This window comes from Streptomyces sp. Root1310 (genome assembly GCF_001426425.1).
In the GTDB taxonomy this organism is placed as follows: domain Bacteria; phylum Actinomycetota; class Actinomycetes; order Streptomycetales; family Streptomycetaceae; genus Streptomyces.
In genome coordinates this window covers 663,114-681,770 of the sequence record NZ_LMEQ01000001.1, presented here as the reverse complement: position 1 = coordinate 681,770, position 18,657 = coordinate 663,114, and the positions used below count along the sequence as shown (strand labels likewise).

Genomic DNA, 18,657 nt, shown 5'->3' with positions numbered 1-18,657 from the left:
CGGCCGTCAGCCATCCCTGCGGGATCCTCGCCGCCGCGCCTGCCAGACCGCCGCCGCGCCCAGCACCGCGACCGCGGCCGCGCCCGCGTAGAGGCCCACGGACGGTCCGCCGTCCTTGTCCGGCTTCCCGGCGGACGTCGGCTTCCCGGTGCCCGACGTCTGCTCGGACGGCGTCTGGCCGGACGCCCGGTCCGACGCTTGTCCTGACACCTGCTCGCCGCAGCCCGTCTCCGGATACCCCGCGATCGCGCACAGCAGGGCGTTGGTGTCGTAGCGCAGGGGTTTGGCGACCGAGGCGAGGGCCTCGGCCGTCGTCGCGTCGGGGGAGACCCGGGCGCAGGCCGTGCGCGGCGTCGGCGGGGTCTCGCCGCTCGGCGCGTCGGCCGCCGTACCGAAGTCGATGACCAGGGCCACCCGCTTCGTGTCGTCCCGCGCGGGCGTCTTCGCGCAGATCGCCGCGAAGGAGGCCGCACCGCGTGGCTTCGACGCGTCCTGGGAGTCCGCGCTCACCGCGAACCGGAAGCCCTGGACGTCCCCGTCGGCGGGGCGGGCTGTGGACGGACCCTGGGTGGCGTACGTCCAGCCGTCGCCGGAGCGGTCCCAGAAGGACCAGTAGCGGTAGCCGGCGGCTTCGGCCGACTGGACCGCGCCGGTCAGGGACAGCAGCAGCGCGGCGAGGACGAGGGCGGCGGACCGGCGCGTCACGGCTGCCGCTTCCTGCCACGGCCGCTGACCAGGAAGCCGATGCCGATACCGGCGACGAGGAAGACGCCGACGATCCACCAGACGCCGTAACCGGAATCCGAGTCGTCCTTCTTGTCGGCCTTGTCGTCCTTGTCGGCCCCGGAGTCGGCGGCCTGACCGGTGGCCTTCGTCGTGGCCCGCGGGGTCGGACCCGTCGCGTCGAGCTGCGCGACGAGGTCGGCGCCGCCGAAGCGGCGGGGGTCGGCGCCCATGGCGTGGGCCGCGAAGATCAGCTGGGCGTAGGCGGCGGGGCCGCTCTGCTTCGCCCAGGCCGCGGAGTTCTGCTCGAGCCAGCCGAGGGGCTTCTTCGCCTGCCCGGTCGCACCCTGCGCGGCGAGGGCGACGACGGCGTCGGCGGTGTTGCCGTAGTCGGGCTGGTCCTCGGCGCCGGGGAGAGCGGACTTCAGGTAGCCCGCGTCGAGCACGGCCGTCGCGAGGTGGGCCGCGCCGTTGCGCGCGAGCCCGCCCGGGGTGCCCGCGGTCGCGGAGTCGCAGGCGGGGGCCGCCGACGTCTTGCCGGCCGTCGTCACGAACCCCTTGCCGAGGACGCCGAGCACACCCGCCGCCGTCGCGTCCGCGTTGGCAGCGAGCCCGCCCTTCTTGTCCGGCTGGTACGCGAACGCGCCGCCGCCGGGCTCGTCGCACGGGATGGAGAGCTTCGCGAGAGCGTCGTACGGCGACTTGCCGGCCTTGCGCACCTCCGAGGGCTGCTGCCCGGCCGCCGCCATCGCGCCCGCCACGACGGAGGTCGAGTTCGCGTCGCTCGCTCCGCCGGGGGTGTAGCCCCAGCCGCCGTCGGCGTTCTGGACCGACTTGAGCCAGCTGACGGCCTTCTCGGTCGCGGCCCGGTGGCCGCCCAGCGCGGCCAGCGCCTGGACGGCCGCCGCCGTGCTGTTGGTGTCCACCATCAGCTTGGCGTCGCACGGCTTGGCGGTGTCCGCGCGGAACGCGGCGAAGGCGCCGGTCGCGCACTGCTGCCCGGCCAGCCAGGCCACGGCCCGGTCGGCGGGGGTGACGCCCGTGGTCCGCTGCGCGAGCAGGGCCAGCGACTGGCGCCAGACGCCGTCGTACGTCGGGTCGGTGGTGCCGTACAGACCGTCGGGTATCGCCACCGACGGGGTGGGGGAGGGGGTGGCGGCTGCGGCGGGGACGGCGGCACCCAGCACGACGGTGGCAGCGGCCAGAGCGGCGGCGCCGCGGCGGATGTTCATGATCGGCGGGTGCCTCTCCCGGTCGGTGAGGTCACGCAGCCGGGCAGCACGGGACATCCCGGCGGCTCGGCTCCGTAGACCTCGACGGTGCGGTGCGACGGCGGGCCTGCCGACGCACGTGAGCCGGTCACGGTCCCGTACCGGGCGATCCGGCTCTCACGGTTGCGGGTCAGCGCCGGAATTGCACCGGCTTCCCCCTGTACGGGTGTGATGACGACGCGGCCACTCTACCGGCAGGTAGCCGAGCGCCTGAGGGGCGGCTGTGAAAGCGCTCCGGACGGGGTGGAAGGCCCCGATATGTTGTGACCATGACGCATACGGGGAGGGTGCCGAGCACGGTGCCGGGCGGGCCGCCGACCGAGGTGCCGGGTGGGCCGCCGGGCCGACTGCTCGGCTCGGGCCGGACGGCCGACGTGTACGAGATCGACGCGGCGTGGGTGCTGCGCCGTGACCGGGAGGGCTGGGAGGACTCGGCCGCCCTCGCGGCGGTGATGACCCACGTGCGCCGGCACGGCTATCCCGCACCCGCCGTACGCCCCTCCGGCTCCCGCGCCGACCTGGTCATGGAGCGGCTCGACGGGCCGACGATGCTCCAGGCGTTCGCGGCGGGCACGCTGGACGCCGAGGAGGCGGGGGCCGCCCTCGCCCGGCTGCTGCGCGAACTGCACACCCTGCCGGGACGGGTCTCGGCCGACGCCCGCATCCTGCATCTGGACCTCCACCCGGACAACGTGATCCTCACGCCCGACGGCCCCCGGGTCATCGACTGGGCCACCGCGGAGGAGGGTCACCCCGGGCTCGACTGGGGCATGTCCGCGGTGATCCTCGCCCAGGTCGCCGTCTCTTCCCAGCCCGTCGCCGACCCGGCCCGGGCCATGCTGGCGGCGTTGCTCGCCGACCCGTCCGACCTCACCGAGGAGGGTTTGGCGCAGGCCCTGCGGAGGCGGGCGGCGAACCCGACGATGAGCCGCGAGGAGACGGAACTCCTCGTACCGGCGGCCGAGTTGATCAGGTCGACGGCGGGCCGCTGACCACGCCGCCCGCCAGACCGTCACGTCAGGTCAGCGGCCTACGCGGGGTGTCGGTCCGCCGAAGGGGAGGAACAGCACCCGGGCCTCCAGCAGCCACACCCCGTCGACCCGGCGGAACGCGTCCCGGTAGTGCCCGATCTGGACAGGTGGTCCGGCGGGGACGATGCCGCCCTCGTAGCCGTCGACCCGGTACGTGGAGAAGTACGAGGTGGCCAGGGCCGTGTCCGGTGCGGTCACGGTGACCAGGATGTTCGACATCAGGCGGCGCGAGAGGCGGTCGGCGGGACGCGAACCGAAGTACTTCCGCAGCGCCGCCCGTCCCTTGACCAGCCGCCCACCCTCCGGCCACTCCCAGGTGCCTTCCTCGGTGAACAGCTGCGCCACCGAAGCGGGTTCGCCGAGATCCAGCCGGTGGACGAAGTCGACGACGAGACGCTCGCAGTCGCGTTCGGCGAGCAGTCGCTGCAGGGGGTCCATGAGGGCGTTGGTATCAAGGAGCCCTCGCCCGCCGCGAGTGATTTACACGGCCACATACGTCACCGGATCGCTCCCCGTCACCGCCTCCGCGCGCCCCTGCTTCACCAGGCGCCGCAGATGCGCCTCGGCCTCCGAGACCGCGATGTTCCGTGAACCGTAGGGGATGTCCGGCCAGGGGCGGTTCCACTCCATGCGTTCCGCCAGCTGCCAGGGGGTGAGGGGGGTGGCGAGGAGGGCCAGCAGCCCGGTGAGGCGGTCCTCGTGGTGGGCGAGCAACTCACCGACCCTGAACGGCGCGTCGGTGAAGGCGTACTGGTGGGCCGGGAGGATCTCCGCGGGGGCGAGCCGGCCGACGCGTTCGAGGGAGTCGAGGTAGTCGCCGAGGGGGTCGGTGACGGTGGCGTCGTCGGGATCCTCGTACAGGCCGATGTGCGGGGTGATCTCCGGCAGCAGGTGATCGCCGGAGAACAGGCGTCCGTGGCCCGGGAGTCGCGCGGGGTGCTCCTCCTCCAGGTGGAGGCAGACATGGCCGGGGGTGTGGCCCGGCGTCCAGATCGCGCGCAGGCGGCGGCCGGGCAGGTCGAGAAACTCGCCGGGGACGATCTCGCGGTCGGGGAGGGCGGGCGCCAGACCGGGGAAGGGGCGACGACGGGCGGGAGGCGTGCGAAGCGGGGCGATGTGCCCCTCCGGGGCACCGGCGGCGGTGAGCTTGGCCGCCATGTACGTGTACCAGCGCTCGGGACGCGTCTCGCGGGTCCGCCGCACGATGGAGGTGTCCGCCGCGTGCATCGCCACCCACGCCCCGGAGGCCTCCCGCACCTGGCCGGAGAGGCCGTGGTGGTCCGGGTGGTGGTGGGTGATCACGACGCCGACCAGCTCCGAGACGGACGTGCCGCACGCCGTCAGCCCGGCGGTCAGCGCCTCCCAGGACGCCGGGTCGTCCCAGCCGGTGTCGATCAGGACCGGTCCCCGGTCGGTGTCGACGACGTACACCAGGGTGTGCCCCAACGGGTTGTCCGGGATGGGCACCCGGAGCGAGCGGACACCGCCGCCATGGTCGTACGTGGTGGGTTCGCCCTGACTGCTCTTCATCTGCCCTCCGTCACACGGCCATTGCCCACTATAACTAGAACTGGTTTCAATGGGTGCCCAAGTCGACTGATGGTGTGGGAAGTTGGTCTGACCTGCACTGATGTGCGCGCTGTCTGTCGTCGCTTGTCGACGTTGGCCACTGCCGGACGGCCCAGAGACGGCCCAGCGCCGATCGTCGCGAACCGCTCGCTCGGCTGCTGGCGGCTCCCCTCGAAGACACCCGCGTGAAACCCCAGCCGACGACAGCCCGCGACGACGCCGGGCCAGCCAACCGACCAGGCGCGCGTATGCCTCGCCGCACCCCCACCGACCTCAGCCACGCTGCTTCTTTGCTCTGGCGGGCAGGCTCCGGGACCGTGCCCCATTACTCGGCAAGCCTTGGCGCGGACTGATCGCTCAGTCCAGCCACAACTGATCATCGACGGCCGTGACCTGCGGCTGCATTATCGATCAACGCCCTGACGTGCTGCTGAGCTGTCGGTAGCTGTCGACGTTGGTCAGCGTTGAGCGCCCTTCTACGGCCCCAGGACGGCCCGGGAGGGCGCTCGTGCGTTGCCAGAAGGGCACTTGCACCGTTCCGCCGGATGCGGAGGACACGCTGAGGCATTCTGTTCTCTACCTGGTCAACTTGCAGCACACCGAGGTCTCCATGCCCGAACACGTACTACACCCCGGACTGAGGGTCATCGACGCCATTGCCGAACTGGGCAAGTGCCTGGGGTACGAGGTGGAACGAGAACGCAGTGTTGGGCTCAGAGGTGCGGCAGTTGATTTGGCATGGTACGCCGCAGGCGATAAATGGATGCCCTTGATGATATTCGAGGTGGAAAGCAAGGCTAGTTCTGGAATGGCGAATAATGCCATGAAAGTGCTCTCTAGGGATGTCGACGACTTTGTTAAGCCGCTATTCCTTTTCCATGTCGTACTTAAAGGAAGCGCGGCCAACGAGAGGATTTCTAATCTTCGCCGACAGTGGGGATCTCATAATTATCGCGTCTATACGCTTGGCCTTAATGGTGAAGTTCAGCGGCTTGTCGTCGACATTTTGTCACAGCATAGGCGCGTGACGAAGCAGGTAGATGTAGAGAGCGTCAGTGCGACACTTGCGAAAGATAGTTGGGAGTCGGTTGATCAGCTTGCCGTGTTATCGAAACTGAAGAACTTGAACTTCTCAGGAGATTATCTGGGTGGGCTTGCTCGCGTCAGCTTGCGCGATCCATCGTTAACGTCTCTCTATCTGGATAGCTTGGAATCCATCCATCTCTGCGGCGAGGATATGAGTGGTCGGTACGGCGGCTTTATAGGTGACTACATCCCGGGCTTGCTTGAGATCTCCATGCTCATCGCGAGTGGTCGCATCACTGACGCTGAGGGTCCTCGGAGGTTAGAGGAGTGGCAAGAGAGGTCCGGGTATGGGATGCGGACCATTGGGCCTTACTTCGGTCTCAGTCGAGACTATGATTCGTTCGTTCTCGGTGTGGCCCCATTCGTGTATGGCATGGCCGGCATGCTACTCAGAGGGTGCTCGCAGTCTTACCAGTGGCTCACTATGGATTTGCAGTCGATTGTCGCGGGAGAGCAGAAGAGGGAGATTGCTGATTTCGCTGTACTCCCTGGTGCCCTGTGGCTTATCCATATTTCGGCGAGCGGTCTTTGCGTTCTGCCTTCGAAGAGTCGGGTCGATGGAGACCTTAAGTCTGCTTTCGAGTTCGCGCGTGCGCTCGTGAATGGATATGGAGGAGTTCCTGATGATGTTCTCGACTCTCCGCCGGACTATGTAGACGTGCATGATGAGAATGTGACGGAAGAATGGTTGGAGCGCCTCCAGGGTGAACGTGCAATGGTGCCAGAACTGGAGGAGTTTAATTTGCGATACTCTGTTGATGGGGAGTATTCTGGCATTGGAATGGAAGATGCTATGCGGGACTCCATGAAAATGCTGATGGCTGCCGATTGGCGTCGGGAATCCGTTTATCAGTTCGTCTCTGAGCTGCGGAAACTGCCTCGCTAGTGCTTGGTCTCCAAGGTCGGCGGAGCGGCTTTGGGCTGGAGCTGCTTTGGGGCGAGTGATCATGGCCCCGTAAGCTCATGGCGAGTCGGGCAGTCAGTGGACCTGCCCGTAAAGCACGACGTTGGGGCCATGATCTTAGAGGCTCGCCCCAAAGTGGCTGCCTAAAGCCGTGGAGCCGACCGCCCCAGCCACAGAGGGTGTCTCCCACTTCATGCCCGCAGCCGCCGAGCGCGCCGCCGGGCGCGGCCAGCCGGGGCGCAGACAGGAGGCAGGCCGCGCCGCAGAGGCGGCGCGCGCCCGCGCCGTGCGCGGGCCTTGATGAAGTAGGGAAAGTTCTACCGCGCCCTCGATGTCCTTACCCGGGGTGCCTGTGAGTGGGGCGCCTGATGGCCTGACCTGGTATCCAGTCTTGGCTAGCGTGATCAGTCGAACCAGACCGCGAGTCGCACGTGCTCTGGTCCGTGCAGTTCGGCCAGAGTCCGCATCACGGCCCAGACAGGCGCCCAGTGGGTCTCTGTCCCGGCAACGGTACTTCGGCTGCGCGTGCCGGACCGATCGGTCTCGTCCCAGTTGGCCGCTACCAGTTCGGCCCAGTTGATCCAGGTCGTTCCGTGCACGTCCTGTGCCCCGCCGCACGCGTCGAAGGCCTCACGTAGTCCGGCGGAGGCGTCCACCGGCAATCCGCGCCCTTCGGCCAATGGCCGGAAACCGAACGTGTTGCGGACGCCGAAGAGGCAGGCCAAGGCGTCATAGGCGTTCCCCGTGTTGAGGAGGAAGAGGTCAATGGCGGCGTGCCATACCGCGTCCTCGTCGTCCTCTCCCCAGATCCGGGCCAAGGGCCTGCACTCGATCATTCCGCTCACGTCGGTGGACATGCCCGCAGTCTGCCGAGGGCGGACACGCCTCGTCGCCTCGATTTCGGCACTGTCGCGCAACGTTCCGCTGCTACAGGAGACCCGGTAACCGGCTAGATCGCCGGGAGCCTACTCACGTGAGTAGTCACTAGCTACCCTTGTGCTGGCCGGCATACCTCGACGACAGGGAGCGTGCTCACCGGATGGGACCGAAGTCAGAGCGGGTCTACCGCACGATCCGAGAATGGATCTCGACGGGGAAGTACCTGCCTGGTTCCAAGATCCCATCTGAGCGGACGCTGTCCGAAGAGCTGGGCATCGGCCGTACGGCGCTGCGTCAGGTCCTCGCGAAGCTCATCGCTGAAGGTGCCATCGAGGTGCACGGCCGTAGCTCCTACCGGGTGCCGGATCGGTCCGTGACCACTGAAGCGCCCGCAGATGTCGAACCCTGGCAGATCCACGGTGAGCGGACCCTGTACGACAACCGCTGGGTGAAGCTCAGCCTCGTCGACGTAGAGCCGCCCGGGCTCGAACGCTTTGAGCATCACGTGGTGAAGCTGCACCATGTGGCGATCGCTGCCGTCGTCGACGACCAGGACCGCGTTCTCATGATGTGGCGATACCGCTTCGTCCCGGACTCCTTCGGCTGGGAGCTCCCGGGCGGCATCGTCGAGGACGGCGAAGACCCCCTGGCGGCCGCGGTGCGTGAGGTAGAGGAAGAGACCGGCTGGCGGCCAGATGGCCTTGAGCACGTGGTCACCTACCAGCCCATGGTGGGCATGGTCGACTCACCGCATGAGATCTTCGTGGGTCAGGGCGCAAAGCTCGTCGGGGAGCCGACAGACCTCGAAGAGGCGGGCCACATCGCGTGGGTGCCTCTCTCGGACATTCCTGCGCTCATGGCACGCGGCGAACTCATGGGTTCGGGGACGCTCGTTGCTCTGTTGCATGTTCTGTCCTCCCGCGGCGCCGGCGCTTCGCCTAAAACCGCTGCGTGAGGTACTCGACCCTCCGCCGGTGACGTACCGACCCCGTCCGGTTCGCTATCAAGCGAGCCTGGCGGAGGTGCTCGTGCGCCTGGTCGTACTCGCCGCGAGCTATGTGCGCCTGCGCGAGATCACAACGGAGACCGGCTGACGCTCGTATGAAGGTGGGGTCGGTGTTGTCCAGAGCCGCGTAGAGGCTGCTTACCGCCTCGTTGTCGCCGATCAAGGCAAGCGCGTTGCCGCGCCACCTGGTGAGGTGCCCGTCATTGAGGAAGATGCTCAGCATGTCCGGATCTCGGGCGTCTTCACCTGGGGGCAGGGATCGCATCGCCTTCTCCAGGGCACGCTGGCAATCGGCAGCCAGGCCCGCTCGGGCGCAGATTTCAGCCTCGGCCGCGTGCAGCCAAGCAGTAAGGCGAGGAGACATGCCCTTGCCGCCGAGTCGCTGCGCGTCCCGAATCAACTGCACGGCCATAGGTGCACGTCCCGCGTCGCAGAGCACATAGGCCTGCTCGGCGGTGGCGTGCGCCAAGTACATCGGCTCTTCAGCGTCTTGGGCTGCCCGCTTTGCCAGCTCATAGTTCCGCCAGGCTCGTTCGACCGCACCGACGTCGAGTGCCTGCCAGGCCGCCAGTGTCGCCGCACCGGCCAATGCCCGAGCGACTGGCCGCCGGGTCTGCGGCAGGACGGCGAAGGTGAGGGCTTCTTCAAGAGTCCCCAGGTGGGCCGTCATCTGGTCCACGAGACCAGCGGCGCCCATCTGACGGTCCATGGTCCTGAGCAACTCGGTCTGGTCCATGAAGGTGTTCACCATGGTCAGGCTGATGTTGCGAGCGGCGTCTATCCGGCCCATGAGGTCGTCGTATCCGTCCGCCGTGGTCGACGTCTCCGAAAGGGCGGTCTCGCCACTCAGCTCGTCGTCGGTGATGCCGAGCAGGGCTCGCAAGATCTTCGCGTAGCGCGCAGAGATGGCGCGCCGGCCGTTCTCCCACTCCGAGACGTACACACGCAAGCTGGCCGTGGATGGCACGTCGAGTATGTGCTGTCGCGCATGACGCTCAATCTCGCGAACGAGTCGCTCTTGCGACCACTCTCGTGCACTCCTTGCTGCCTTGAGTCCGTTCGTCACGTCACGCCACCTGTTTGGGATACGGAGACCTCATTGCAGCATGCCTCACATCTGCGCAGGTCGGCAGGGGTTAACGCGTCAGGTGTTAACCCCTGTTGGCTACCGGGGCGTTGGCGGAAACGGTTCTCTTGAACCGTCGCAGTAAGGCGAGTTGAGAAGTCGCCACCGCGACACCGCTTGACAACTGGTGCGCACCAGAAGCAACCTATTGGTGCGCACCAGTTGGAGGCGCAAACACCTGCGGCTCTGCTGCGGGTCACATCCAATGCACGAGAGCGGCGACCCACCGCCAAGCAAGTACGCCGCTCCCGCCCCTCTTCAAGGGAGTTCCATCATGCGTCAGATCCCCGTGGACACCTCCGCCGCGACCGTGATGGTCGCCAAGACCCCGCAGCCCAAGGTCAAGGACCGCCGTACCGGTGAGATCGCCACCGACATGGAGACCGGCGCGAAGATGATGACCGTGGACGTGATGTTCGCGGCGAACGACGAGGTCGAGATCCTGTCCATTGCGGTCCCGGAGCCGGGTATCTCCGGTGAGCTGGCCATGGGTACGCCGGTCGCGCTCACGGGCCTGGTCGCCCGGCCGTGGGAGAACGACTTCAACGGTCAGAAGCGGCACGGGATCGCCTTCCGTGCGGTCGCTGTCACCTCGCTGGTCGCCGCTGCTGCGCAGTCCAAGGCGGCCTGATCATGACCGCCTTAACGGTCGCGCTGGTGCTGGTCGTCGTCGCTGCGGGTGTCCTGCGGTGGCGGCGTCCCGCCTGGTACTGGATGACGTTCGGCGTCACCCTCGCCACGCTGCGGGTCCTGGTCCGCTACGCCTCCGTCATGGACGCCTGCGGGCTGACGGTCCCGCCCTCGCGCTGGCGGCTGGCCCTGGCCCGGGTCGCAGGCCGGGACGTCCCGCAGTCCTGCCCGCCTCGCATCCTGCGCCTGCGCCCGACCCGGACCGGCCTGGTCCTGCGGCTGGGGCTGCGCCCTGGACAGGATGCCTTCGACGTCGCCGCCTCCTCGGACCGGCTCCGGCACTCGTTCTCGATGTACGGGGTCACCTCGCGTGAGGTGCGCTCCGGGGTCGTGGAAGTGCGGATGACCGGCTATGACGTGCTCAAGCGGGTGCAGATGCCCGCTGCGGTCGATACCCGCCCGATGCTCGTCCCGGTCGCCCTGCGCGAGGACGGGTCCGTCCACTACCGCGACTACCGGGCCGTCCCGCACGCCCTCACCCTCGGTGCGACGGAGTCGGGGAAGTCGGTCTACCAGCGCAACCTGGTCGCTGGGCTCGCGCCGATGGACGTCGCCCTGGTCGGCATCGACTGCAAGCAGGGCGTCGAGCTGTTCCCCCTCGCCCGCCGCTTCTCCGCCCTCGCCGACAACCCCGACACCGCCGCCGAGCTGCTCGACGCGCTCGTGTCCCGGATGGAGGGCGTCTACCAGGTCATCCGCGCCGAGCAGCGCATCACCTCCGCCATCGCGGACGCGGAGATAGCCGCCGACATCTGGGACCTGCCCGACCACCTGCGGCCCGTGCCGGTCGTGGTCCTGGTCGACGAGGTCGCCGAACTCGCGCTGGCAACGAAGAAGAGCGACCCGCGCCGCGACCGGATCATCAAGGCCCTGGTCCGCCTCGCCCAGCTCGGCCGCGCGGCCGGCATCTACCTCGAGATCTGCGGGCAGCGCTTCGGCTCCGAACTCGGCGACGGCATCACCATGCTCCGCGCCCAGCTCACCGGCCGCACCGCCCACCGCGTCAACGACGAAACCTCCGCGAAGATGGCCTTCGGCGACATCTCCCCGGACGCCGTCCTGGCCGCCATCCAGATCCCCGCCGAACTGCGCGGCGTCGCCATCGCCGGGGACTCCACCGGAGGCTGGCACCGCATCCGCGCCCCGCACACCTCCCTGCGCCAGGCCGTCAACACCTGCAACCGGCACGCCCACCGCACCCCGGACCTGCCCGAACTCGCGCCGTTCCGGCCCGAGCTGACCGGCACCGCCCCGGCGGTCGAGCAGCTGGCCGAGGCCGCTCCCGCCACGGCCTGATCCCTCCCGCTTCACGGTCGGCGTGACCGCCTTCGCGCCCGGTCCCTACCCCTGCCATGCCTGAACAAGGAGAGGCTTCATGTCCCAGTCACTGTCAGCGCTGGATGACCTCCTCCCCGACGACTTCGTCAAGCAGCTCGCTGCTCTGCGAGAGGCCCGTGATCAGCTGGACCAGCAGATTCGCGCACACCTGGCCTACGGGCGGGAGTTCACCGGCCCGCGTCCCTACACGCTGGCCTCGCTGGCTGAGGCGGCCGGGCTGTCGATCTCCGGAGTCCGCACCGCCTACACCGCCGCCGACCGCGACGCCGTGAGCCGCGCCCTGGGCCGGGGTCCTCGGAGCCGGTCATGAGGACGTCCAACCGCTCGCTCCGCCCGGACGCCGTCCTCGTGCAAGCCGTGATCGCCGGTGCCCTGTCCTTCGCGCACCTGCACGACCTGGCCGCCGCTGCCGGACAGGACGGCTGGAAGGCCTGGGCCTACCCGATCAGCGTGGACCTGCTCCTGGTCGCCGCCTGGCGACGACTGCGCAGTGAGGGCCCGTCCCGGCTGGCCTGGTGCTGGTTCCTCATCGCCCTGTTTGCCTCCCTCGGCGCCAACGTCGCCACCGCCGGGTTCCTCGACCTGGCCGACCCGCCCGCCCTGCTCCGCCTGGGCATCGCCGGATGGCCCGCCCTTGCCTTCCTCGGCGGCACCCTCCTCGCCCACTCCGCCGACAGCCACACTGCGCCGGCACCCGTCCCGGCCCCGGAACCCGACGCGGTCACCGACCCCGAGCCGGTTCCCGAGTCCGTGCCCGTGCCCGTGCTGGAGCCGGAACCCTCGCCCACCTCGGTGGAAGAGCCCCCGGCCCTGCCGCCTGCCGACCCGGGGCCCGCGGTTCCTCCGGTCCTGGTCGACCACGCACGCAAGGTCGCCGCCGAATACCGCGACCGGACCGGCGGCCCGATCGACACCGACACCCTGCGCTCCCGCCTCGGCGTCCCGCCCCATCTCGCCGACGCCATCGCCGCGCAGCTCGCCTGACTCGAAGGGAGAACCACCGTCATGCCCGCTCGCGACAACTTCCACTCGGTGATGCGGATCGGCCCCGTGCAGATCGGCACCCACCGCGACCGCAACGGCCGCACCAAGCACGCCGCCGTGTGCACCGCCGACCGCTGCGGCTGGTCCGCCGACTACGCCAGCCAGACCGCCGCCCAGCTCGCCGCCCGCACCCACCGCTGCCGCGTCCGCTAGGAGACACCGCCATGCAGGTCCCGCTCTGGTTCGCCCTCGCCGTCACCGGCTACCTCGGCTGCAAGCTCTTCCGCCCGCCGCTCTGGCTGGTCCTGGTGCTGCTCCTCGGCGGCTACCTCATCGCCGACAGCCTCCTCGCCCCGGTCATCGACACCGCCGTCAAGTAGCCACCTGAGAAGGGAGATCCGCCATGCTCCGCCCCAAGATCCCCACCATGCCCACCCCGACCGGCCTCGCCTCCCGGCCCGTCGTCGTCGAGCCGACCACCGTCATCCAGCACACCCCCACCACGCCCGCCCCGGCCGCTCAGGCTCCGTCGTCGCGGCTCGCCGTCCAGCTCACTCCGGGGTCCGTGCTCGCCCTGGTCGGCGGCGGCACGGCCGTCGTCCTGGTCGTCGGCACGGTTCTCGTCTCGATGCTCCTGGCGGTCGCCGTCACCGCCGCCTCGGTCGCCGTCTGCGCCCTGGTCATCCGCTCGCTCGTCTCCTCCCAGCACCACCGCTGAAAGGTCCCCGGGGCGACGCACAAGCCGCCAAGCACGCCGCCGCCTCTGGGACCGCGTTCCGGTACGCCAACCGCATCGCCAAGGAGAACGCCATGGACCCGCACACCACCGTGAGCATCCTGCCGTTACTCGGCTGGGCCGTGCACAGCAGTGTTCTCGCCCGCCGCCTCGCCTGCGCCCGCCGCGACCCGCTCACCGGCCTGCACACCCGCGCCGGATGGACCGACCGCGCCGACCACCTCATCCGCCGGCACCCGAACGCCACCGTGCTCCTGGTCGACCTCGACCACTTCAAGACCCTCAACGACACCCACGGCCACGCCGCCGGAGACGCCGCCCTCGTCGAGACCGCCGACCGGCTGCGCACCTGGTGCGGACACCACGGCATCCCTGGCCGCCTGGGCGGAGACGAATTCGTCGCCGTCGTCCGGGACCTGGCCGCCACCGACCTTGACGCGCTCACCGCCGCACTTAACCGGCCGCTGCACTACGACGGAGTCTCGCTGCCGCTGGCCGCCTCGGTCGGATCCTGTGCCCTCGCAGATCTGCCGGTGCCGTGCCTGCCCGATGCGCTCGCCGCCGCCGATACGGCCATGTACGCCGCCAAGGGCCGTGGCCGCCGGAGCTCCCGCACCACTCGCTGAGAGGCCACCGGGTGGCGCACAAGCCGCCAAGCACGCCGCCACCCGGGGCCGTTCCTTCCAACCGCAATCGAAAGGAACCACCATCATGGCCCACCACACCCCGCCCCCGCCGAGGATCTGCCCGGCCTGCGACGGCTTCGCCTCCGCCGCCGTCACCCTCGGCGGCCGCGACCACCGTGGCCACCTCCGCACCATCACCGCCCACTGCCCCGCCTGCCAGGGCACCGGCACCGCCCGCACCCGCCGCAACCGCGAGGGCGCCCGTGCCTGACACCCTGCTCGACCCGACCACCCTCGGCGACCTGCTGAGGGTGGCTTCGGCGTCCGACTACGACCGCTGGGAAGACCAGATCCGCCGCACCGGCGGCTGCTCCGACCCGATCCACTTGACCGGCTGGACCCTCACCAAGGACAAGACCACCGGCGAGACCCTGCACCACTACTCCACCGAGAACGAACCGGGCGGACGCCTCCGCCTCGCCTGCGGCAACCGCCGCGCCTCCCGCTGCCCCTCCTGCGCCTGGACCTACGCGGGCGACACCTACCACCTCATCCGCGCAGGCCTCGCCGGGGACAATCGCCGGGATATCCCTGCCACGGTCCGCGATCACCCGCGTGTCTTCGCCACCCTCACGGCCCCGTCCTTCGGCCGCGTCCACAACCGCCCCGACCGAGGCGTCTGCCGCTGCGGCATTCACCACCAGGCCGACGATCCTGCCCTCGGCACCGCGCTCGACCCGGCCACCTACGACTACGCGGGCGCCGTGCTGTTCAACAACCATGCAGGACAGCTCTGGCAGCGCTTCACCACCCGGCTCCGCCGCGAGATCGCCGCCCGCGCCGGCCTGTCCCAACGCGAGCTGAAGGAAGCAGCCCGGGTGTCCTACGGCAAGGTCGCCGAGTTCCAGAAGCGCGGAGCCCTGCACTTCCACGCCGTCATCCGGATCGACGGTCCCGACGGACCCGACACCCCGCCCCCGGCCTGGGCGACCGTCGGCCTCCTCGCCGACGCCATCCAGGCCGCCGCCACCCACTCCTACACGTCGGTGTCCGTGCCCGCCGCCGGGGACCAGCCCGCCCGGACCTTCCGCTGGGGCACCCAGCTCGACGTCCGCCCCATCAAGGCCTTCGGCGACGGCTCCGACATCACCGAACAGGCCGTCGCCTCATACGTCGCCAAGTACGCCACCAAGGCAGCCGAGAACACCGGCACCCTCGACCGCCGCATCGGCGAACTCTCCGAACTCGACCGCCACCAGGTCCCCGACCACGTCCGCCGTCTCATCAAGGCCTGCAAGGAACTCGACCCGCTCTACCCCGACCGCCGCCTCTGGGCCTGGGCCCACATGCTCGGCTTCCGCGGGCACTTCTCCTCCAAGTCCCGCCGCTACTCCACCACCCTCGGCGAACTCCGCCAGGCCCGCGCCGACTACCGCGCCGCCCAGGAGCACGCCGCCCTCGGCCTCGAGGACGTCGAGCCGGACACCGTCCTCGTCCTGGCCGACTGGCAGTACGCCGGACACGGCCACACCCCCGGCGAATCCGTCCTCGCTGCCACCATCGCCCGCGGCCTCCAGGCCAACCGCGAGACAGCCCGCGAAGCCCTACGCGACCTGCCCACTGACGAAAGGGAGTGGTGACGTGCCCTCCGAGTTGCCCAACCGCTTCCTGACGCCTGACGACCTGGTGGAGATGTTCGAACTGCCCAGCGTCGAGACGGTCTACCAGTGGCGACGCAAGCGCACCGGTCCCCGCGGCTTCCGAGTCGGCCGGCACCTGCGCTTCGACCCGAACGACGTGCGGGCCTGGGTGGACACCCAGCTTGGGGAGGCTGCCTGATGGCCGGGCATGTTCAGGATCGCTGGTTCCGCATGGAAGTCAGCCCGGACGGCAAGTCGCGCAAGGTCAAGACCGATCGTCATGGCCTCGGTCTGCGCTACCGGGCCCGGTACGTCGGACCGGACGGCACCGAGAAGTCCAAGAGCTTCCCCGACGGCAAGAAGCGGCTCGCCGACCAGTGGCTCGCGGGTATCGAGGCGGACATGTCGCGTGGCCAGTACCTCGATCCTGAGGCCGGGAAGGTCACCTTTCAGCAGTACGCCACCGAGTGGCTGGCCGGGCAGACGACCGACCCGACGACTCGCGAGAACACAGAGCGTCGCCTTCGGCTTCATGCTTTCCCGTACCTCGGAAGCCGTCCCCTCTCCTCGCTCCAGCCGTCCGACATGCGAGCCTGGATACGCAAGCTGGAGGACGCGGGAAGCGCCGGATCGTCCCGTCGCGTGATCTTCGGGAACGTGTCGGCGGTGCTCGCTGCCGCTGTCGATGACGGTCGCCTCGCCCGCAATCCGTGCGGGGCGCGCTCGGTCCGGCGCCCGAAGCCCGCCCCTGGTCGTGTCGCTCCGTGGTCCGCCGACCGTGTGTTCTCCGTGCGGCGGGGACTGCCTGACTGGTACCGAGCCATGGTCGACCTCGGAGCCGGATGCGGACTTCGGCAAGGGGAGATCTTCGGGCTGGCCGTCGACGAGGTGGATCCGCTGTCCGGCGTTCTGCACGTCACCCAGCAGGTCAAGATCGTGGATCGGAAGCTGGTCTTCGCCCCGCCGAAGAACGGCAAGCTCCGTGACGTGCCGCTGCCGGACTCGGTCGCCTCCGCGCTCGCCGAGCACATGACGGCCTTCCCGTCGGCCGAAGTCACGTTGCCCTGGATGCGCCCCGACGGAGAGCCGGTGACCAGGCTCTTGTACTTCACCGGCACTGAGGGCGGAGCGGTCTGGCGGAATGCCTTCAACGCGCATGCCTGGAAGCCCGCGCTCGCCTCGGCGGGAGTGATCCCCAAGCCCGGGCCGGGGGAGCGGTACAAGGAGTCTCGCGAAGACGGCATGCACGCGCTACGGCACTTCTACGCCTCGGTGCTCCTCGACTCCGGGGAGAGCATCAAGGCCCTGAGTGCCTACCTCGGCCACGCCGACGCCGGGTTCACGCTCCGCACCTACACCCACCTCATGCCGAGCAGTGAGACGCGGACACGGAAGGCCGTCGACGAGATGTACCGGACGGCCCGCAGGCCCCCGACGGCCCCCTGACGGCCCACGCTTTCCGCGCCCGCCCCTGATCATCGGGAAACCGCTGGTCAGGGGCATTCTCGTGCTGTCCGTGGACTACTTTAACTAGAACTGGTATCAGTTCCTGAAACACCGTCAGAAACGTAGACGAAGGCAGTGGCCATGGCCGAGCTCGTGGAACACGGACAGCTGTTCATCGGCGGGGAACTGACCGACCCCCTGGGCAAGGACGTCATCGAGGTCGTCTCGCCGCACACCGAGGAGGTCATCGGGCGGGTGCCGCACGCGTCGGCCGGTGACGTGGACCGGGCGGTCGCCGCGGCGCGGCGGGCCTTCGACGAGGGGCCCTGGCCTCGGTTGTCGCTCGACGAGCGGATCGCCGTCGTCACCCGCATCAAGGACGGCATCGCGCTGCGTCACGAGGAGATCGCCCGGGTGATCTCCTCCGAGAACGGCTCCCCGTACTCCTGGAGCGTCCTCGCGCAGGCCCTCGGCGCGATGATGGTGTGGGACGCGGCGATCACCGTCGCGCGCGGCTTCACCTACGAGGAGCGGCGCGACGGCGTGCTCGGGAAGATCCTCGTGCGGCGCGAGCCCGTGGGGGTGGTCGCGGCCGTCGTCCCCTGGAACGTCCCGCAGTTCGTCGCGGCCGCCAAGCTCGCGCCCGCGCTGCTCACCGGCTGCACGGTGGTGCTGAAGCCGTCGCCGGAGTCGCCGTTGGACGCGTATCTGCTGGCCGAGATCGCGCGGGAGGCGGGGCTGCCGGAGGGTGTGCTGTCGATCCTGCCGGCGGACCGCGAGGTGAGTGAGTACCTGGTCGGGCATCCGGGCGTCGACAAGGTGTCGTTCACCGGCTCGGTCGCGGCCGGCAAGCGGGTCATGGAGGTGGCGTCCCGGAACCTGACGCGTGTGACCCTGGAGCTCGGCGGCAAGTCGGCGGCCGTCGTCCTGCCGGACGCGGACGTCGCCACGTCCGTCCCCGGGATCGTCTCGGCCGCCTGGATGAACAACGGGCAGGCCTGTGTGGCCCAGACCCGCATCCTCCTGCCGCGCTCGCGCTACGACGAGTTCGCGGACGCCTTCACCGCCGCGGCGGCCGCGCTGGTCGTCGGCGACCCGCTGGACCCGGCGACCCAGGTCGGCCCGCTGGTGGCGCGGCGGCAGCAGCGCCGCAACCTGGACTACATCCGGATCGGGCAGGAGGAGGGCGCGAAGATCCTCACGGGCGGGGGGCGTCCCGCGGGTCTGGAGCGCGGCTGGTACGTGGAGCCGACCCTCTTCGGCGACGTCGACAACTCCATGCGGATCGCCCGCGAGGAGATCTTCGGGCCGGTGATCTGCCTGCTTCCCTACGGCGACGAGTCCGAGGCGCTGAGGATCGCGAACGACTCCGACTACGGGCTCAGCGGCAGCGTGTGGACGGCCGACGTCGAGCACGGCATCGACGTCGCCCGGCAGGTCCGTACCGGGACGTACTCGGTGAACACCTTCAGCCTCGACATGCTCGGGCCGTTCGGCGGCTACAAGAACTCCGGTCTGGGGCGGGAGTTCGGGCCCGAGGGCTTCGGTGAGTACCTCGAGCACAAGATGATCCACCTGCCGGCGGGCTGGGAGGGCTGACGG

Annotated in this window: 22 protein-coding genes and 1 riboswitch; of the genes, 16 read left to right on the top strand and 6 right to left on the bottom strand. The window is 69.5% G+C overall.

Features of this window, described 5'->3' with window-relative positions; translation table 11 throughout:
- Nucleotides 1-6: 6 nt before the first annotated feature.
- Together ASD48_RS03100 and ASD48_RS03095 are read right to left on the bottom strand one after the other, a co-directional pair.
- Nucleotides 7-705 carry an SCO2322 family protein gene (locus ASD48_RS03100; protein ID WP_057599788.1) on the bottom strand — a complete coding sequence of 233 codons (699 nt, stop codon included), beginning with the start codon at nucleotides 703-705 and terminating at the stop codon, nucleotides 7-9.
- Nucleotides 702-1,955: a prenyltransferase/squalene oxidase repeat-containing protein gene (locus ASD48_RS03095; RefSeq protein WP_057600972.1), complete on the bottom strand. Its 1,254-nt coding sequence runs from the start codon at nucleotides 1,953-1,955 to the stop codon at nucleotides 702-704. Before ASD48_RS03095 ends, ASD48_RS03100 begins: the two co-directional genes overlap by 4 nt.
- A 100-nt stretch (nucleotides 1,956-2,055) precedes the next feature.
- Nucleotides 2,056-2,173, bottom strand: a riboswitch (cobalamin riboswitch).
- A 90-nt stretch (nucleotides 2,174-2,263) separates the two neighbouring features.
- On the opposite strand from ASD48_RS03095, the gene ASD48_RS03090 reads away from it, so the two are divergent.
- Nucleotides 2,264-2,986 (top strand): phosphotransferase, encoded by a 723-nt coding sequence (locus tag ASD48_RS03090; protein ID WP_242432486.1) that lies wholly within the window; start codon nucleotides 2,264-2,266, stop codon nucleotides 2,984-2,986.
- A gap of 30 nt (nucleotides 2,987-3,016) precedes the next feature.
- Here ASD48_RS03090 and ASD48_RS03085 read toward each other — a convergent pair whose 3' ends face one another.
- Both ASD48_RS03085 and ASD48_RS03080 read right to left on the bottom strand, forming a co-directional pair.
- Nucleotides 3,017-3,463 carry a nuclear transport factor 2 family protein gene (locus ASD48_RS03085; RefSeq protein ID WP_057599787.1) on the bottom strand — a complete coding sequence of 149 codons (447 nt, stop codon included), beginning with the start codon at nucleotides 3,461-3,463 and terminating at the stop codon, nucleotides 3,017-3,019.
- Nucleotides 3,464-3,505: 42 nt separating this feature from the next.
- Nucleotides 3,506-4,555, bottom strand: a complete 1,050-nt coding sequence (locus tag ASD48_RS03080) for an MBL fold metallo-hydrolase (protein ID WP_057599786.1) — start codon at nucleotides 4,553-4,555, stop codon at nucleotides 3,506-3,508.
- Nucleotides 4,556-5,204: 649 nt separating this feature from the next.
- Here ASD48_RS03080 and ASD48_RS44070 point away from each other — a divergent pair.
- Nucleotides 5,205-6,566 carry a hypothetical protein gene (locus ASD48_RS44070; protein ID WP_157880588.1) on the top strand — a complete coding sequence of 454 codons (1,362 nt, stop codon included), beginning with the start codon at nucleotides 5,205-5,207 and terminating at the stop codon, nucleotides 6,564-6,566.
- Nucleotides 6,567-6,988: 422 nt separating this feature from the next.
- On the opposite strand, the gene ASD48_RS03070 is transcribed toward ASD48_RS44070, so the two are convergent.
- Nucleotides 6,989-7,441 carry a hypothetical protein gene (locus ASD48_RS03070; protein WP_057599784.1) on the bottom strand — a complete coding sequence of 151 codons (453 nt, stop codon included), beginning with the start codon at nucleotides 7,439-7,441 and terminating at the stop codon, nucleotides 6,989-6,991.
- A 182-nt stretch (nucleotides 7,442-7,623) separates the two neighbouring features.
- Here ASD48_RS03070 and ASD48_RS03065 point away from each other — a divergent pair, with 182 nt between their 5' ends.
- The gene (locus ASD48_RS03065; protein WP_079073585.1) at nucleotides 7,624-8,418 is read left to right on the top strand and encodes an NUDIX domain-containing protein; all 795 of its coding nucleotides are present in this window, start codon (nucleotides 7,624-7,626) and stop codon (nucleotides 8,416-8,418) included.
- Here ASD48_RS03065 and ASD48_RS03060 read toward each other — a convergent pair.
- Nucleotides 8,402-9,535 carry a helix-turn-helix transcriptional regulator gene (locus tag ASD48_RS03060; protein WP_057599783.1) on the bottom strand — a complete coding sequence of 378 codons (1,134 nt, stop codon included), beginning with the start codon at nucleotides 9,533-9,535 and terminating at the stop codon, nucleotides 8,402-8,404. The two genes, ASD48_RS03065 and ASD48_RS03060, sit on opposite strands and share 17 nt — an antisense overlap.
- A 334-nt stretch (nucleotides 9,536-9,869) precedes the next feature.
- On the opposite strand from ASD48_RS03060, the gene ASD48_RS03055 reads away from it, so the two are divergent.
- The 13 genes from ASD48_RS03055 to ASD48_RS03000 all read left to right on the top strand — a co-directional run bounded on the left by ASD48_RS03055 (nucleotide 9,870) and on the right by ASD48_RS03000 (nucleotide 18,654).
- On the top strand, nucleotides 9,870-10,226 hold the full coding sequence (locus ASD48_RS03055; RefSeq protein WP_057599782.1) for a hypothetical protein: 357 nt from the start codon (nucleotides 9,870-9,872) through the stop codon (nucleotides 10,224-10,226).
- Nucleotides 10,227-10,228: 2 nt separating this feature from the next.
- The gene (locus ASD48_RS03050; RefSeq protein WP_057599781.1) at nucleotides 10,229-11,581 is read left to right on the top strand and encodes an FtsK/SpoIIIE domain-containing protein; all 1,353 of its coding nucleotides are present in this window, start codon (nucleotides 10,229-10,231) and stop codon (nucleotides 11,579-11,581) included.
- A gap of 79 nt (nucleotides 11,582-11,660) precedes the next feature.
- Entirely contained in the window at nucleotides 11,661-11,933 is a 273-nt protein-coding gene (locus tag ASD48_RS03045) for a hypothetical protein (RefSeq protein WP_057599780.1), read from the top strand.
- Nucleotides 11,930-12,607: a DUF2637 domain-containing protein gene (locus ASD48_RS03040; RefSeq protein WP_057599779.1), complete on the top strand. Its 678-nt coding sequence runs from the start codon at nucleotides 11,930-11,932 to the stop codon at nucleotides 12,605-12,607. The genes ASD48_RS03045 and ASD48_RS03040 overlap by 4 nt, the downstream gene beginning before the upstream one ends.
- A 21-nt stretch (nucleotides 12,608-12,628) precedes the next feature.
- The gene (locus tag ASD48_RS03035; RefSeq protein ID WP_057599778.1) at nucleotides 12,629-12,820 is read left to right on the top strand and encodes a mobile element transfer protein; all 192 of its coding nucleotides are present in this window, start codon (nucleotides 12,629-12,631) and stop codon (nucleotides 12,818-12,820) included.
- Nucleotides 12,821-12,831: 11 nt separating this feature from the next.
- A complete protein-coding gene (locus tag ASD48_RS43075; protein ID WP_107104209.1) occupies nucleotides 12,832-12,987 on the top strand; it encodes a hypothetical protein in 156 nt (51 codons plus the stop codon).
- Nucleotides 12,988-13,010: 23 nt separating this feature from the next.
- Complete coding sequence (locus ASD48_RS03030; protein WP_057599777.1) at nucleotides 13,011-13,325, top strand: hypothetical protein; 315 nt, start codon at nucleotides 13,011-13,013, stop codon at nucleotides 13,323-13,325.
- Nucleotides 13,326-13,417: 92 nt separating this feature from the next.
- Nucleotides 13,418-13,969, top strand: a complete 552-nt coding sequence (locus ASD48_RS03025) for a GGDEF domain-containing protein (protein WP_057599776.1) — start codon at nucleotides 13,418-13,420, stop codon at nucleotides 13,967-13,969.
- An 85-nt stretch (nucleotides 13,970-14,054) separates the two neighbouring features.
- Nucleotides 14,055-14,240: a hypothetical protein gene (locus ASD48_RS03020; RefSeq protein WP_057599775.1), complete on the top strand. Its 186-nt coding sequence runs from the start codon at nucleotides 14,055-14,057 to the stop codon at nucleotides 14,238-14,240.
- Nucleotides 14,233-15,609, top strand: coding sequence for a replication initiator protein RepSA (gene repSA / locus ASD48_RS03015; protein WP_057599774.1), 1,377 nt, complete (start codon nucleotides 14,233-14,235; stop codon nucleotides 15,607-15,609). The genes ASD48_RS03020 and repSA overlap by 8 nt, the downstream gene beginning before the upstream one ends.
- A gap of 52 nt (nucleotides 15,610-15,661) precedes the next feature.
- Nucleotides 15,662-15,808 carry a helix-turn-helix domain-containing protein gene (locus ASD48_RS03010; protein WP_242432540.1) on the top strand — a complete coding sequence of 49 codons (147 nt, stop codon included), beginning with the start codon at nucleotides 15,662-15,664 and terminating at the stop codon, nucleotides 15,806-15,808.
- Complete coding sequence (locus ASD48_RS03005; RefSeq protein ID WP_057599772.1) at nucleotides 15,808-17,055, top strand: site-specific integrase; 1,248 nt, start codon at nucleotides 15,808-15,810, stop codon at nucleotides 17,053-17,055. Before ASD48_RS03010 ends, ASD48_RS03005 begins: the two co-directional genes overlap by 1 nt.
- A 141-nt stretch (nucleotides 17,056-17,196) precedes the next feature.
- A complete protein-coding gene (locus ASD48_RS03000) occupies nucleotides 17,197-18,654 on the top strand; it encodes an aldehyde dehydrogenase (protein WP_057599771.1) in 1,458 nt (485 codons plus the stop codon).
- The last annotated feature ends 3 nt before the right edge of the window (nucleotides 18,655-18,657 follow it).